The organism is Streptomyces sp. NPDC059787, assembly GCF_042732315.1.
Taxonomy (GTDB): Bacteria; Actinomycetota; Actinomycetes; order Streptomycetales; family Streptomycetaceae; genus Streptomyces; species Streptomyces atrovirens.
In genome coordinates this window covers 1-14,318 of the sequence record NZ_JBHWHX010000061.1, presented here as the reverse complement: position 1 = coordinate 14,318, position 14,318 = coordinate 1, and the positions used below count along the sequence as shown (strand labels likewise).

The 14,318-nt window shown below is 72.0% G+C and carries 14 protein-coding genes; 5 read left to right on the top strand and 9 right to left on the bottom strand.

Features of this window, described 5'->3' with window-relative positions:
• Positions 1-255: 255 nt before the first annotated feature.
• From ACFV5H_RS34030 to ACFV5H_RS34005, 6 genes are all read right to left on the bottom strand, one after another.
• Positions 256-1,086: a pectate lyase gene (locus ACFV5H_RS34030; protein ID WP_385058629.1), complete on the bottom strand. Its 831-nt coding sequence runs from the start codon at positions 1,084-1,086 to the stop codon at positions 256-258.
• A gap of 85 nt (positions 1,087-1,171) precedes the next feature.
• The gene (locus tag ACFV5H_RS34025; RefSeq protein ID WP_385058627.1) at positions 1,172-2,041 is read right to left on the bottom strand and encodes a hypothetical protein; all 870 of its coding nucleotides are present in this window, start codon (positions 2,039-2,041) and stop codon (positions 1,172-1,174) included.
• On the bottom strand, positions 2,038-2,643 hold the full coding sequence (locus ACFV5H_RS34020; protein WP_385058625.1) for a SigE family RNA polymerase sigma factor: 606 nt from the start codon (positions 2,641-2,643) through the stop codon (positions 2,038-2,040). Before ACFV5H_RS34020 ends, ACFV5H_RS34025 begins: the two co-directional genes overlap by 4 nt.
• A gap of 247 nt (positions 2,644-2,890) precedes the next feature.
• Positions 2,891-4,348 carry a peptidoglycan D,D-transpeptidase FtsI family protein gene (locus ACFV5H_RS34015; RefSeq protein WP_385198635.1) on the bottom strand — a complete coding sequence of 486 codons (1,458 nt, stop codon included), beginning with the start codon at positions 4,346-4,348 and terminating at the stop codon, positions 2,891-2,893.
• A gap of 94 nt (positions 4,349-4,442) precedes the next feature.
• A complete protein-coding gene (locus ACFV5H_RS34010) occupies positions 4,443-4,916 on the bottom strand; it encodes a GNAT family N-acetyltransferase (protein WP_385058623.1) in 474 nt (157 codons plus the stop codon).
• 3 nt (positions 4,917-4,919) lie between these two features.
• On the bottom strand, positions 4,920-5,693 hold the full coding sequence (locus ACFV5H_RS34005) for an IclR family transcriptional regulator (RefSeq protein WP_030224445.1): 774 nt from the start codon (positions 5,691-5,693) through the stop codon (positions 4,920-4,922).
• A gap of 142 nt (positions 5,694-5,835) precedes the next feature.
• Between ACFV5H_RS34005 and ACFV5H_RS34000 the strand changes: the two genes are divergently transcribed.
• Positions 5,836-7,365: an aldehyde dehydrogenase (NADP(+)) gene (locus tag ACFV5H_RS34000; RefSeq protein ID WP_385058621.1), complete on the top strand. Its 1,530-nt coding sequence runs from the start codon at positions 5,836-5,838 to the stop codon at positions 7,363-7,365.
• A 4-nt stretch (positions 7,366-7,369) separates the two neighbouring features.
• Here the strand turns inward: ACFV5H_RS34000 and ACFV5H_RS33995 are convergent, their stop codons facing one another.
• Together ACFV5H_RS33995 and ACFV5H_RS33990 are read right to left on the bottom strand one after the other, a co-directional pair.
• Positions 7,370-8,032, bottom strand: coding sequence for a response regulator (locus ACFV5H_RS33995; RefSeq protein WP_385058619.1), 663 nt, complete (start codon positions 8,030-8,032; stop codon positions 7,370-7,372).
• A gap of 90 nt (positions 8,033-8,122) precedes the next feature.
• Complete coding sequence (locus tag ACFV5H_RS33990) at positions 8,123-9,844, bottom strand: sensor histidine kinase (RefSeq protein ID WP_385058618.1); 1,722 nt, start codon at positions 9,842-9,844, stop codon at positions 8,123-8,125.
• A 220-nt stretch (positions 9,845-10,064) separates the two neighbouring features.
• Between ACFV5H_RS33990 and ACFV5H_RS33985 the strand changes: the two genes are divergently transcribed.
• From ACFV5H_RS33985 to ACFV5H_RS33970, 4 genes are all read left to right on the top strand, one after another.
• Positions 10,065-10,661 carry a hypothetical protein gene (locus tag ACFV5H_RS33985; RefSeq protein ID WP_385058616.1) on the top strand — a complete coding sequence of 199 codons (597 nt, stop codon included), beginning with the start codon at positions 10,065-10,067 and terminating at the stop codon, positions 10,659-10,661.
• 53 nt (positions 10,662-10,714) lie between these two features.
• The gene (locus ACFV5H_RS33980; protein WP_385198634.1) at positions 10,715-11,323 is read left to right on the top strand and encodes a DUF1349 domain-containing protein; all 609 of its coding nucleotides are present in this window, start codon (positions 10,715-10,717) and stop codon (positions 11,321-11,323) included.
• Between the two features lie 82 nt (positions 11,324-11,405).
• The gene (locus ACFV5H_RS33975; protein WP_385058613.1) at positions 11,406-12,116 is read left to right on the top strand and encodes a DsbA family oxidoreductase; all 711 of its coding nucleotides are present in this window, start codon (positions 11,406-11,408) and stop codon (positions 12,114-12,116) included.
• Positions 12,117-12,212: 96 nt separating this feature from the next.
• The gene (locus tag ACFV5H_RS33970; RefSeq protein WP_385058611.1) at positions 12,213-13,265 is read left to right on the top strand and encodes an aminotransferase class V-fold PLP-dependent enzyme; all 1,053 of its coding nucleotides are present in this window, start codon (positions 12,213-12,215) and stop codon (positions 13,263-13,265) included.
• 181 nt (positions 13,266-13,446) lie between these two features.
• Here the strand turns inward: ACFV5H_RS33970 and thpD are convergent.
• The coding region (thpD, locus tag ACFV5H_RS33965; RefSeq protein WP_385198632.1) for an ectoine hydroxylase at positions 13,447-14,318 on the bottom strand (872 nt) is incomplete at its 5' end.

Genomic DNA, 14,318 nt, shown 5'->3' with positions numbered 1-14,318 from the left:
CACCAGCGGGGTTCGGGGCGTCAACAGAGGGGAGCGGGGCCGGGCGTACCGAAAGTTTTCGGGTGTTTTCGCTGTTCGGGGACTCGGACGAACGACGGACGCCCCGCCGGGGTGAACCGGCGGGGCGCCTTGGTGGCGGTCCGGATGGGGGTCCGGACCACCAGGGGGTTCCGGCCGCCCGAGGGGGGCTCGGGCGGCCGGTCACCGGGCCGTCGGACGTCGAGACGGCGGCCCGGGGTCATGGGCCCGGAGGGATCACTTGTAGGTGATGTCCGAGGACGAGAACTTGCAGTACTTTCCGTCGGCGCCGGAGCCGAGGTCCTTCGGCTCCTTGCCCGTGTTGTTGCCCTGGTAGCGGGTGCAGGTCTTGATCTTCTTCTTGCTGTCGCCCTCGATGCGGATCTTCGACAGCGTGGCGGTGTCGCCGTAGTTGGTGTTGATGCCGACGAGCGACTTGCCGGGTGCGACGACGTCGATGTCCTTCAGCACGATCGTGCGCTTGTACTGCTTCTTGCAGTTGCCGCAGGAGCGCACCAGCTTGCCGAAGTCCTCGACCCGGAAGCCGCTCACGGTCAGCGTGCCGGCGCCGTTGAACTGCAGCACCTTGTCGTCGGCCTTCTTCGCGCCGCCGCCGATCACCTTGTACTGGGCCGACGACGACGTGCCCTTGAAGCTGGCGGCGTCCTCGCCGACGTCCAGCCACCACACGTTCTGCAGCGTGCAGCTGCCCTTGCAGTGCACGCCGTCGGCGGCCGGGGTGCCGATGATCACGTTCTTCAGCGTGGCGCCGTCGGCCAGCTCGAAGATCGGGTCCTGGCCCTCGTCCTGGCCGTCGCCGCCGAGGGCGCCGGTGCCGTAGAACTTCTTCATGCCGCCGTCGTACGTCCCGGAGACCGGAACGGTCTTCGACACCGGCTTGCTGCCGGTGTCCGAGGGCCAGGACGAGGCGGCGCCCGCCGTGGAGAGCATCGACGTGGTGACGATCGCCGCGCCCGTGATGCCGAGCGCGGAGACACCGGCGATCAGGGCCCGCCGCTTGGTGGTCCGGCGGCGGTGGGAGACGGGCTGTTCGGGTCGTGCAGTCATGCGCGATGTCCTTGTGTGGAGAGGGTCTTTGCGTCTACTGGTCGCCGCCGCTCCGCAAAGGGTTGCCGCCCGGACGATCTTTTTTTCACGACTCCTCGTCGTCCGCCGCGTCCTCGTCGTCCTTGTCGTCCTGGGCCGCGAAGTCGCCGCCCACCGCGCGCTCTTCGGAGCCGGTGCCGGCCCGCGCCGTGTAGGTGTCCTCCCCGGCGTCCCGGCCGCCGCGCTCGTGGTCGTACTGCCCCGCGAAGACCCACTCGCCGGGCTCGATCGTACGGCCGCCCTTGAGCGTCCAGACGTAGACGAGGAAGCCGTCCCGCTCGTCCACCGAGAGCTCGAAGTCGTCCTCGGGCAGCGAGCGCCAGGCACCGGTGGAGGTCACCCCGCCGGTCTGCGCGATCCGCAGTTCCACGGTGAGCGCGGTCAGGCGCTCGGTGGTCTTCAGGGTGATGTTGCTCTGCGCCCAGAACTCGTTGCTGTGCGGGTCCACCGAGCCGTCCGACCACAGCGGCCCGTCCTCGACCCCGGCCGGCGGCTTCTCGGGGCCGCCGGACGAACTCGGCTTCCCCGCGGGCGGGGTGGCCGTGTTCCGGGGCTGCTCAGAGGTGTCCGGGTCGGGGTTCACCGACGGCTCGGGCGGCCGGCTCGTCGCCTCCGGGGACCGCGTGGGCGTCGGCGAGACGGCCACCTGCCGCTGCGGCGGCGCCTCCTCGCCCCCCACCGAGGACGCGACCGCGTAACCGCCCACCGCCAGCACCCCGGCCACCGCGGCCGTCGCGCCCGCCACCCGGACCCAGCCGAACAGCGGCGGACGCGTGGCCCGGTGCTCCGGGCGGGCCGGTCCGGCCATGCCGCGCTCCACCCGGGCCAGCATCCGCTCCCGGTCGGGCTCGTGCGCCCCGGCCGCCTCGTGCAGCCGGGCGCGCAGCTCCTCGTGCACGTCCCGCCGCATCGTCATCGGTTCCTTCCCGTGGCCCCGCCGGGGCGTTTGCGCACGCTCCCGGCCGTCTTCCCGCCCGCGGTGGCCGCCACCGCCGCGTGCACCCGGCGCGGTACCTCCCGCGTGCCCAGCAGCCGCTGCAGTTCGGTCATCCCCTTCGAGGTCTGGCTCTTCACCGTACCCACCGAGATGCCCAGCGCCAGCGCGGTGTCCTTCTCCGACAGGTCGAAGGCGTGTCGCAGCACCACGCACGCCCGCTTGCGGAACGGCAGCCGGCGCAGCGCCTCCTGCACGTCCACCACCCCCGGCACGTCGGGGTTCTCGATCCGTTCCTCGCGCGGCGACCAGAACAGCGCGATCCGCCGCCGCTCGCGCACCGCGCTGCGGATCCGGGTCCGGGCCAGATTGGCCACCACACCCCGGGCGTACGCCGCCGGATGGTCGGCGGCGCGCACCCGGTCCCAGCGGTGCCACAGCGCCAGCAGCGCGTCCGCCGCCAGATCGTCGGCGGTGTCCGCCTCACCCGTCAGCAGATGGGCCAGCCGGGACAGTTCGGCGTAGTGGCGTTCGAAGAACGCGTGGAACTCCACGGAGGCGGCGTCGTCGACGACGGTGCCCACGGGCGCCCTCCCCTCACAGCGGCGTCGGGCGCCCGACGGGCACCGATGACGGTGTATGTCATGTAGATGACACGTGAAAATCCGGAGTGACCGGCGTGAGTTCCGGAGCGTAGCAGTGATCATTCACGGGCTCGTACGGAGGGTCGAACGATGTCTGGCCGGTCGGTATCCGAATCCGTACCACGGGCCGCCCCCCGAGGGAAGGGGGACGGCCCGTCGTACGGACGACCTGTCGGCCGGTGAGAGCTCAGTCCCGGAGCGCCGCTTCCATCGCCGCCTTGGCGACCGGGGCCGCCAGGCCGTTGCCGCTGACCTCCGAGCGGGCCGCGTCGGACTGCTCCACCACGACCGCCACGGCGACCTCCTGGTCCGAGGAGTCCGACTTGGCGTACGAGGTGAACCAGGCGTACGGGGTCTTGCTGTTGTTCTCGCCGTGCTGCGCGGTGCCCGTCTTGCCGCCCACGGTGGCGCCGGACAGCTGCGCGTTCGTCCCCGTGCCCTCCTCGACGACCGTCTCCATCGCCGACCGGAGCTGCTCGGCGGTCGAGGCGCTGACGATCCGCTCCGTGCCGGTCTCCTCCTCGTAGTCCTTCAGCACGTCGCCGCCGCTGTCGGTGACGCGGCTGACCATGTGGGGCGACACCAGTTCCCCGCCGTTGGCCATCGCCGCCGACACCATCGCCATCTGCAGCGGCGTCGCGGTCACGTCGAACTGGCCGATCCCGGTGAGCGCGGTCTGCGACGGCACCATGTCGGAGGGGTACACGCTGGTGTAGGCGCGCACCGGTACGTCCTGCGTCTCGTCGTTGAAGCCGAACTTCTCGGCCATCGCCCGCACCTTGTCCTGGCCCAGGGCGACGGCCGTCTTCGCGAAGACGTTGTTGCAGGAGTACTGCAGCGCGACCCGGATCGAGGCGTTCTCACAGGGCGCGTCCGGGTTCTCGTTGGTGAGCTCCGTGACCGTGCCCGGCAGCGTGTACGGGTCGGGGCTGTCGGTCTCCTCGTCCACCGATCCGTACAGCCCGTCCTCCAGCGCGGCCGCCGCGACGACCAGCTTGAACGTCGAGCCCGGCGGCAGCGGCCGGCGCAGCGCCCGGTTGGTGAGCGGCTTGTCCGGATCCGCGGTGAGCTCCTTCCACGCCTCGCCCGCGGTGTTGGCGTCGGTCAGCGACGTCGGGTCGTACGACGGGGTCGACACCGCCGCGAGGATCCGGCCCGTCCTCGGGTCGATCGCGACCGCCGCGCCCTTCTTGTCGCCGAGCGCCTCGTACGCCGCCTTCTGCACCGCCGGGTCGATGGTCGTCACCACGTTGCCCGGCTCGGCGCGCCGGTCGGTGACGGTGTCCATCACCGTCTTCAGCCGGGGATCCGTGCCGTTGAGCAGATCCTGGTAGATGCCCTCGAGCTGCGTCGGCGCGTACGCCTGCGAGGCGTAGCCCGTCACCGCCGCGTACAGCGGGCCGTTCTCGTACGTGCGCTTGTACGCGAGGTCGCCTCCCTTCGTCCGCGCCGAGCCGGTGATCGACTCACCGGCCACGATGATGTTCCCGAGCGGCTCCGCGTACGTCTCGATCGCGTTGCGCCGGTTGTCACTGTCGTCCGCGAGTGCCCGGCCCTCGTAGAACTGCACCCAGGTCGCCCTGACCAGCAGGGCGAACACCAGGAGCAGGGTGAGGACGGAGGCACGCCTGATCGTCTTGTTCATTCCGTTCGGACAGACGGACGGGAGGGGGCGGATCGTTCCCTTCCGCCCCGTTTCTCATCGGATGTTCATCGAGCGGGCGGCCAGCGGTCAGCGGTCAGCGGTCCAGCGTGAGCACGAGTTCGTCGATCTCCGCACCCCGCGCGGGCGCGTACGCCGTGGCCCGCGCGGAGACCTCGAAGCCGCACCGCTCCAGCACCCGCCGCGACCCCGCGTTGTCGGCGGCCACGCGCGCGTACAGCGGGCGTTCGCCCACCTCCGCCAGCAGCCCGCGCAGCGCGGCCGTGGCGATGCCCCGGCCCCAGTGGGCGCGGTCGACCCAGTACGTCACCTCGCGCTCGCCCGGCTCCCCGTACACCGCCGCGTGACCCACCACGTCGCCGTCGCCCAGGACCGTGCGCGTCACGATCTCCGGCGAGCTGCGGATGTGCGCCCAGTGCGCGTCGAAGCCGGCCCGGTCGGCCGGGTCCTCGGGGGTGAAGGCCGCCATGCGCAGCGCCTCCGGGTCGTTCAGCTGTCGGTAGAAGACCGGCAGGTCGCTGTCGTGCACCGGCCGCAGGGCGATGTCCACGGGTCAGAGCCTCCGGGTGGCCAGGGTCAGCCGGTCGCGGGCGTCGAACAGGGCGTCCTTGACCATCTGCTCGTGCGCGGGCGTGAGCCGCGCCACCGGCACCGAGCAGCTGATCGCGTCCCGCGCGGGGGTGCGGTACGGGATCGCCACACCGAAGCAGCGCAGCCCCAGCGTGTTCTCCTCGCGGTCCACGGCGAAGCCCTGCTCCCGCACCAGGTGCAGCTCCTCGATGAGCTTCTCCCGGTCCGTGATGGTGTGCTCGGTCAGCGCGGGCAGCGTCTCCGGGAGCATCTTGCGCACCTGCTCGTCCGGGTACGTGCTCAGCAGCGCCTTGCCCAGCGACGTCGAGTGCGCGGGCAGCCGGCGGCCGACCCGGGTGAACGGGCGCAGGTAGTGCTGCGACTGGCGGGTGGCGAGATACACCACGTTGGTGCCGTCGAGCCGGGCCAGGTGGATGGTCTCCGTGGTGTCGTCGGAGAGCCGGTCCAGGGTGGGGCGGGCCGCCGCGACGACCTCGTCGCCGTCGATGTACGACGTGCCCACCAGCAGCGCCCGCACGCCGATGCCGTACCGCGTGCCCGTCGCGTCCGTCTCCACCCAGCCGAGGTCCACGAGGGTGCGCAGCAGCATGTAGAGGCTCGACTTGGGGTAGCCGACGGCCTCCTGGACCGCCGCCAGGGAGTGCATGCCGGGGCGCCCGGCGAAGTATTCGAGCAGTTCAACGGTCCGCACCGCGGACTTGACCTGCGCCCCGCCGCCCGTCTCGCCAGCCGACATCGCCCTTGACCCCTTCGTTCGCCTGGAAATAGTCTCCGAAGCACATTCACCCACAGAGACAGTGTTCAGCATATCGAACAACTCTGTGGGGTGACGTACATACTGCGGCATTGCATGCGGCAATCAAGTGGAGGGACCCGCGGTGGCAGCAGCACCAGTCTGGAGTGTCGACCCCCGAACCGGGAAGCAGCGTGAACAGGTTGCGGTGGAGGCCACAGCCCAGGAGGTCGACGCCGCCGTCCGCGCCGCGCACGACGCGCGCGGCGCGCTGACGGACCGCACCGTCCGCGCGGCCTTCCTGCGCACGGCCGCCGACGAGCTGGAAGCGGCCAGGGACCAGCTCGTCGAGGTCGCCGACGCGGAGACCGCCCTCGGCCCGGTCCGGCTCACCGGCGAACTCGCCCGCACCTGCTACCAGCTGCGGGCCTTCGCAGGCATCGTCGAGGAGGGCGCCTTCCTCGACGTCGTCGTCGACCACCCCGACGACACCGCGACCCCGCCCGTCCCGGACCTGCGCCGCTACAAGATCCCGCTGGGCGTCGTCGCCGTCTACTCGGCGTCCAACTTCCCCTTCGCCTTCTCCGTGGCCGGCGGCGACACCGCGAGCGCGCTCGCGGCCGGCTGCCCGGTCGTCGTCAAGGCCCACCCCGACCACCCCGGACTGTCCGAGCTGGTCGCCAAGGTGCTGCGCCGGGCCGCCGCCCGCCACGACCTCCCCGAGGGCGTGCTCGGCCTGGTGCACGGCTTCGAGGCCGGCATCGAGCTGATCAAGCACCCGCTGGTCTCGGCGGCCGGCTTCACCGGCTCCGTCCGCGGGGGCCGCGCCCTCTTCGACGCGGCCGCCGCCCGGCCCGTCCCGATCCCCTTCCACGGTGAGCTGGGCTCCCTGAACCCGGTCGTGGTCACCGAGGCCGCCGCCGCCGAGCGCGGCGAGGCGATCGGCGCCGGGCTCGCCGGTTCGATGACGCTGGGCGTCGGCCAGTTCTGCGTGAAGCCGGGCCTCGTCCTCGCACCGGCCGGCGCGGCCGGTGACGCGCTGGTCAAGTCCCTGACGGACGCCGTCAGCGACACCGACGCCGGCGTCCTGCTCGACCACCGCATGCGCGACAACTTCGTCGCCGGGGTCGCCGAGCGCGCCCAGCTCCCCGACGTGGAGTCCCCGGTGACGCCGGGCGCGGGCGGCGAGCACACGGTCAGCGCGGGGTTCCTCACGGTTCCGGCGAGCCGGCTGGCCGAGGAGGGGGAGCACGATCTGCTCCTCGAGGAGTGCTTCGGGCCGGTCACCGTCGTGGCCCGCTACGAGGACGAGGCCGAGGTGCGGGGTGTGCTGTCGCGGCTGCCGGGCAACCTCACGGCGACCGTGCAGCTGTCCGCAGAGGAGGCGGCGGGTGAGGGCCGCGGGGCGGAGCTGGTGCAGGAGCTGACGCCGCTGGCCGGGCGGGTCCTGGTCAACGGCTGGCCGACGGGCGTCGCGGTCGCCCCGGCCCAGCATCACGGGGGGCCGTACCCGGCGACGACCTCCACGTCCACGTCGGTGGGCGGCACGGCCATCGAGCGGTGGCTGCGGCCGGTTGTGTATCAGGGGACGCCTGAGGCTCTGCTGCCCGCGGAACTCAAGGACGGCAACCCGCTGGGGCTGCCCCGTCGCTTCAACGGCCGACTGGAGCGCTGAGGGTTCACCCCGCGCTCGGCTCCAGGCCCGCGTCGCGGGCCAGGAGCGCCGCCTGGACCCTGTTGTCGCAGTCGAGCTTGGTCAGGATGCGGCTGACGTAGGTCTTCACGGTGGCCTCGCTCATGTGCAGGCGGGCGCCGGCGTCCGCGTTGGACAGGCCCTCGCCGAGCAGGGCCAGTACCTCGCGTTCGCGTGCCGTCAGCCCGGCCAGACGGCGGCGTGCCTCCTCGCCGCGCAGGGTGGCGGCGGGGGAGGCGAGGGTGTCCACCACGTGCCGGGTGGCGGCCGGGGACAGGTAGGCGTTGCCGGCCGCCGCCGCGCGGACCGCCTGGATCAGCTCCTGTGGCGCGGAGTCCTTCAGCAGAAAGCCCGCGCCGCCGTGGCCGAGCGCCCGCAGGACGTTGTCGCGCTCCCCGAACGTGGTCAGGATCAGCACGCGCACCCCCGGCGCGGCGCGGCCCAGCTCGGCCAGCGCGGTCAGCCCGTCCATCACGGGCATCTGGATGTCCAGCAGGGCCACGTCGACCGCGGTGCTCCGGGCGGTCTCCACCGCCTCCCTGCCGTCCCGTGCCTCGGCGACGACGTCGATGTCGTCGGCCGAGGTGAGGATCATCCTGATGCCGGCCCTGATGAGCGGCTCGTCGTCGGCGACGAGGACCCGGATCACGCGGCCTCCTGCACGGTGTCGGTATGACAAGCGGACGGTGAAGCCCGCCCATCATGCCCGATCCGGTCGCGGGTGCGGCCACGGACCGTGTCACACCTCGTGCCTGTAGGACTCCTTCGAGGACAGCTTCCCGTCGCGGAAGCAGAACCGGTAGACGATGTCCTCCTCGTCGTCCACGAAGTGCTCGCAGACGGCGTCCTCGGGCAGCGGCGGGCCGTCCTTCTCCACGCCGTCGGTGAGCAGCGAGCCGCCTTCCGGGAACTTCTTCCGGAGGTCCGCCTCGGCGTCGCCGACCCGGGCCGACTCGTACACGCTCGCCGGAATGACGCCCTTCTCCACCTCGTCCACCAGCTTCGACACCCCCCATACCAGGAGGGCGCCGACGCCCACGGCGAGGACCACGGCGGTGAGGGCGCATCCCAGGGCGACGTTCTTCCTGCTGCTCATGATGGTCGCGAACTCCTTCTGCGGATCGGTGCGTTCGATGACGTCACCACCGTCGCCCGCGGAGCCCCCGCCGATCTGCCCCCGGAAGTCGCCGCCCGCGGCGACGAAAGTCGCGTCGTCCGGACGGGACTGCCGCCCGCCCTCCCCGTACGGCAGCACACCGGCGAGCCGGAAACCCCCGTGGGGGGTGGGGCCGGTGTGCACCATGCCGCCGACCAGTCGGGCCCGCTCCCGCAGACCCGTCAGCCCCTGGCCGCCGCTGATCGCGGGCGGCCCGGCCGGCGCACCGGCCGGCACCGGCCCGTTGGCCACCTCGACCACCAGGCTGTCCGGTTCGTAGCGCAGCGCCACGGTGATCGGGGCGCCCGGCGCGTGCTTGTGCGCGTTGGTCAGGCCCTCCTGGGCGATGCGGTACACCGCGTGATCGGCGGCGGGCGCGAGGGGCCGTTCGGTGCCGGACCGGTGCAGCTCCACCGTCGCACCCGCGGCCCGCGACGACGCGACCAGCTTGTCGACGGAGGCCGCCACGCGGGCCGTGGAAGGCCCGGTCTCTTTCTCCGGGACCGGCACGTGCGCTTCCACGCCGTCCCGCAGGATGCCCACGGCCTCGCGCAGTTCCCGCATCGCCGACCTGGAGGCCTCCCGGAGGACGCCCACCCCCTCCCGTTGGCGGTCACCCAGGTCCGGGTCCACCTCCAGCGCCCCGGCGTGCACGGCGATCAGGGCGAGCTGGTGGCCGAGGCTGTCGTGCATGTCCTGGGCGATGCGCTGCCGCTCCAGCAGCCGGGCCTGCCGCGCCACCATCGCCTGCTCCCGCACCAGTTGGGCGTTGTGCCGTCGCAGGGCGTCGAGCAGGGCGTGGCGCTGGGCGCGGTACCGGGAGGCGAGGCCCGGCACGACCGCCATCACCAGGAACGGGCCCCCGCCCAGCACGACCGTCACCAGCGGCGACATCCAGAGCCCGTCGTCGGCCGCGACCGTGAAGGTGAGAACGAGGTAGAGCGCGAGCCCGGCCGCGTACGCGGCCAGCGCGCGCGCCGGACGCCCGATGCGGCTGCCCGCCGACCAACTGGCGTAGATCAGCAGCGCGAACGTACCGATGATCGTCGCGGCCAGGGCCGACGAGACCATCAGCACCGTCGCCGGCAGGGCGCGGCGGGCCAGGGACAGTACGGCGACGACCAGGGCCAGGGCACCGCCCCGCACCACGGACCCGGTCTCCGTCGTATAGAGGAGGCCCGCGATGCCGGAAAGCGCCACGGCGAGTACGGCTTCCCCGACGATCCGCTTGCGGGGCCAGGGGGAGGCGGCGGCGAGCCGGTGACGGAGCGGCAGGCCGGCGCGGGGTGTTTCGGCTACGTCCACGCGCAGACGATAGAGGCCCGCCCCCGGGCGTCCGCATCCCCCCTTCGGCGCGGCCCCGGACGACGAAAGTGGACTTCCGGCCGCCAAGGGGCCTGTCATCTTTGGTCGTTGCGGATGACGACTTACGGAGACTGCTGTGGGGCGGGGCGCCCGGTGACGATGGCTCCGCCGGACGCGCAAGGGCGACGGCACAGGGAGCGACGGCTTCGGGAGTGGAACAGTGGACAGTACGGGACAGTGGGCCGGCGGACGTTTCACCGTGCGGCAGGAGACCGCCCTCAAGGCCGACCGGTACACCGTGAACGAGCTGCTGCCGGACGGTTCCGACGGAGGGGTCCTGGCCTTCGCCGAGCTGAAGCGGTTCTCGCTCAAGGAGGAGATGACCTTCTACACCGACGCGTCCAGGACGCGGGTCCTCTTCACCGTGGAGGAACGCAGCCTCCGCGCCGCCGGCGGCGGTTATGACGTGTGGGACGCGGAGGGCGACCTCATCGGCGGGTTCGAGGAGAAGGCCGTCGCCTCCCTGCTGCGCTCGACGTGGGTTCTGGACCAGCCGGGCTCACCCGTGGCCGTCGGACGGGAGCGCAACCGGTTCGTGGCCGTGCTCCGCCGCGTCTGGGACTTTCTGCCGTTGGACCTGGTGCCGTTCCTCTGGCCGTACCACTTCGACTTCGAGACGGACGGCAAGCCGGTGATGAAGGTCGACAAGAAGCCGGGGCTGCGCGACCGCTACGTGGTGGACGTGATCGCGCCCGGTCCGGACCCGCGCCTCGCCATCGCCCAGGCCGTGGCCCTGGACACGTTCCAGGACCGCTGACCGGGACCACCCCCGGGCCCCCGGCACCGGGCCCGGTCTGGAAGACTCCCGCCATGGACCTGGACATCCCCGAACTGCCCTTCCCCCTGCGCACCTACGGCCCCGACGGGCACTGGTCCCACGAGGACGGCGTCCTCACCGGATGGGCCGGACCCCGGCAGGACCGGTTCGTGCCGCCCACCGACGAGGCGCTGGACCCGGCCTCCGACGCGCCCCGGCTTCTCGGCGCGCCCGAGGGGGACTTCCAGCTGATCGCGCGGGTCACCGTCGGGTTCGCCGGGGCCTTCGACGCCGGGGTGCTGTACGTCCATGTCGGTGAGCGGGCGTGGGCCAAGCTCTGTCTGGAGTACTCGCCGGACGTGCCCACCGTCTGCACGGTGGTCACCCGGGGGCACTCCGACGACGTCAACTCCTTCACCGTCGACGGCAGTTCCGTCTGGCTCCGGGTGAGCCGCACCGGGCGTGCCTTCGCCTTCCACGCCTCCCGCGACGGTGAGCGCTGGACCTTCGTCCGGCTCTTCACCCTCGGCGACGAGAAGGAGACCGGAGCCGCGCTGGTCGGCTTCATGGCCCAGTCGCCGATGGGGGAGGGGTGCGTGGTGACGTACGACCACATCGAGTACCGGCCCCACTGGCCGAGTGACCTGCGGGACGGCAGCTGAGGGAATGAAGGCGGCTCGTTGAATGTTCACGCAGTCGCCGGAGGGAGTCTCCGTACCCGCACGACCTGGAGTGCCGATCACGATGCGCGTCGAAATCTGGTCCGATATCGCCTGCCCCTGGTGCTATGTCGGAAAGGCCCGTTTCGAGAAGGCGCTGGCCGCCTTCCCGCACCGTGAGCAGGTCGAGGTCGTGCACCGTTCCTTCGAGCTGGACCCGGGCCGCGCCAAGGACGACATCCAGCCGGTGCTCTCGATGCTCACCAGGAAGTACGGCATGAGCGAGGCGCAGGCCGAGGCCGGCGAGGACAACCTGGGCACCCAGGCCGCCGCCGAGGGCCTGCCCTACCGCACCCGGGGCCGCGACCACGGCAGCACCTTCGACATGCACCGCCTGCTGCACTTCGCCCGTGAGCGGGGCCGCCAGGTGGAGCTGCTCGACCTGCTGTACAGGGCGAACTTCGCCGAGGAGCGGTCCGTCTTCAACGACGACGAACGCCTCGTCGAGCTCGCCGGTGCCGCCGGTCTCGACGCCGACGCGGTGCGCGAGGTCCTCGCCGACCCGAAGGCGTACGCCGACGAGGTGCGCGCCGACGAGCGGGAGGCGGCGGAGCTCGGCGCGAACGGTGTGCCGTTCTTCGTGCTGGACCGCAAGTACGGCGTCTCCGGCGCCCAGCCCGCCGAGGTGTTCACCCAGGCGCTGACCCGGGCCTGGGGCGAGCGCCCGCCGCTGACCCTGGTCGACGGTGACGCGGAGGCCTGTGGCCCGGACGGATGCGCGGTGCCGCAGCAGTAGAACGCGCAGGCCGGCGCGTACGCATAAGGCTTCCTTTGCGATATCGCGCAGAATTCGGCAATGGACGGGGAGATCCCGGGGCCGCACAGTGGTCCCATGGAGACCTTCGAGAACCTCGTCCGTGCCGAGTTCGCCCCGAAGAACACCTACCTGAACACCGCGAGCAGCGCTCTCCTGCCCGCCCGTACCGTGGCCGCGCTCCAGGACGCCGTACGGCTGCGCGCGGAGGGACGTGCGCTGGATCCGCTCTTCGCCGACGTCGAGGCCTGCCGGGCCGCGTACGCCCGGGTCGTCGGCGTTCCCGTCGAGCGGGTCGCGGCCGGGGCCACGGCCGCTCTGCACACCGCGCTGATCGCCGCCTCGCTGCCGCCCGGTGCCGAAGTCCTCACCGCCGAGGACGACTTCGCCTCCGTCCTCAACCCCTTCCACACCCGTGGCGACCTCAAGGTGCGGGCCGTGCCGCTGGAGCGGCTCGCCGACTCCGTCCGGCCGGGCACCGCGCTGGCCGCGGTCAGCGCCGTACAGTCCGCCGACGGACGGATCGCCGACCTCGCCACGCTGCGCGAGGCCGCCCGGGACCACGGGGCCCGTACCTACGTCGACTTCTCCCAGGCGGCCGGCTGGCTGCCGGCGGAGGCCGACGCGTTCGACTACTCCGTCGCCATCGTCCACAAGTGGCTGCTCGGCCCGCACGGGGCGGCTTTCCTGGTGGTGCCCGAGGACCTCGGTGATCTGCCGTCGGTGCAGGCGAGCTGGGTCGCGGCGGAGAACCCCTGGGACAGCTGCTACGGACCGGTCGCCGAACTGGCCCGCTCCGCACGGCGGTTCGACTCCAGTCCCGCCCTGTTCACCTACACGGGTCTGCGCGCCTCCCTCGAACTGCTCGAGGAGATCGGCGTGGACACCGTCCGCGCCCACGACCTGGCCCTCGCCGACCGCTTCCGCGCGGGGCTCGCCGGCCTGGGCCACGAGCCCGTCCCCGCGCCCGGCTCGGCGATCGTGTCCGTCCCCGGACTGGGCCGCCTCCAGCCGGAGTTGGCCGAGGCGGGGATCGCGGTGTCGAACCGCGCGGGCAATCTGCGGGCGTCCTTCCACCTGTACAACACGGACGCCGACGTGGACCGGCTGCTGGACGCGCTGTCCGGCTGACCCCTTCGCCGGACACACGGAAGCGGGCCGGTGCCTCCCTGTCCCACACGAGGAGGCCCGGCCCGCGGTCTGTGTCACGCGGCTACTTCACCGTCGCAGCGCTTACTTCACCGGGGTGAAGTCCCGGGCGCCGATGCTGTGACATCCGGGGGCAACCCCCGGACCCCCGGCCGGATCCGGCTCACCTCACCGGGGTGAAGTCCCGGGCGCCGATGAACTCGGGCCGTCGGATCGGTGCGGCGAACGGTTCGACCGCCGTGTTCTCCACGCTGTTGAAGACGATGAAGACGTTGCTGCGGGGGAAGGGTGTGATGTTGTCGCCGGAGCCGTGCATGGCGTTGCAGTCGAACCAGGTCGCCGAGCCGGCCCTGCCGGTGAACAGCCTGATGCCGTGCTCCGACGCCATCTTCGTCAGCGCCTCGTCGGACGGCGTCCCCGCGTCCTGCATCTGCAGGGACTTCTTGTAGTTGTCCTTCGGGGTGGCCCCCGCGCATCCGAGGAACGTCCTGTGCGATCCCGGCATGATCATGAGGCCGCCGTTGGTGTCGTGGTTCTCGGTGAGCGCGATCGAGACCGAGACGGTGCGCATGTTCGGCAGGCCGTCCTCGGCGTGCCAGGTCTCGAAGTCGGAGTGCCAGTAGAAGCCGCTGGCGCCGAAGCCGGGTTTGACGTTGATCCGTGACTGGTGGACGTAGACGTCCGAGCCGAGGATCTGCCGGGCCCGTCCGGCCACGCGTTCGTCGCGGACCAGGTTGGCGAAGACCTCGCTGATCCTGTGCACCTCGAAGACGGACCGGATCTCCTTGGACCGCGGTTCCACGATGGAGCGTTCGTCCGCGCGGATGGCCGGGTCGGTGGTGAGCCGTTCCAGCTCGCGCCGGTAGGCGTCGGCCTCGTCGGGTGTGATGAGCTGGTCGACGGTGAGGAAACCGTCGCGTTCCAGGGCCTGGAGGTCACCGGTGGAGGCGGGGCCGGGGGTGTCCGGGGAGCCCCAGACGACCGGGTCCTGGCGGGGGGTGGCCACCTCGGTGGTGCCGCGGGTGGGGTAGAGGT

What these genes read in the sequence shown, in the direction of transcription:
- ACFV5H_RS33970 (WP_385058611.1), top strand. Translation starts at nt 12,213, where the DNA reads ATGGAGACCTTCGAGAACCTCGTCCGTGCCGAGTTCGCCCCGAAGAAC.
- ACFV5H_RS34005 (WP_030224445.1), bottom strand. Translation starts at nt 5,693, where the DNA reads ATGTCGGCTGGCGAGACGGGCGGCGGGGCGCAGGTCAAGTCCGCGGTG.
- ACFV5H_RS34030 (WP_385058629.1), bottom strand. Translation starts at nt 1,086, where the DNA reads ATGACTGCACGACCCGAACAGCCCGTCTCCCACCGCCGCCGGACCACC.
- ACFV5H_RS33980 (WP_385198634.1), top strand. Translation starts at nt 10,715, where the DNA reads ATGGACCTGGACATCCCCGAACTGCCCTTCCCCCTGCGCACCTACGGC.
- ACFV5H_RS34015 (WP_385198635.1), bottom strand. Translation starts at nt 4,348, where the DNA reads ATGAACAAGACGATCAGGCGTGCCTCCGTCCTCACCCTGCTCCTGGTG.
- ACFV5H_RS34025 (WP_385058627.1), bottom strand. Translation starts at nt 2,041, where the DNA reads ATGACGATGCGGCGGGACGTGCACGAGGAGCTGCGCGCCCGGCTGCAC.
- ACFV5H_RS33975 (WP_385058613.1), top strand. Translation starts at nt 11,406, where the DNA reads ATGCGCGTCGAAATCTGGTCCGATATCGCCTGCCCCTGGTGCTATGTC.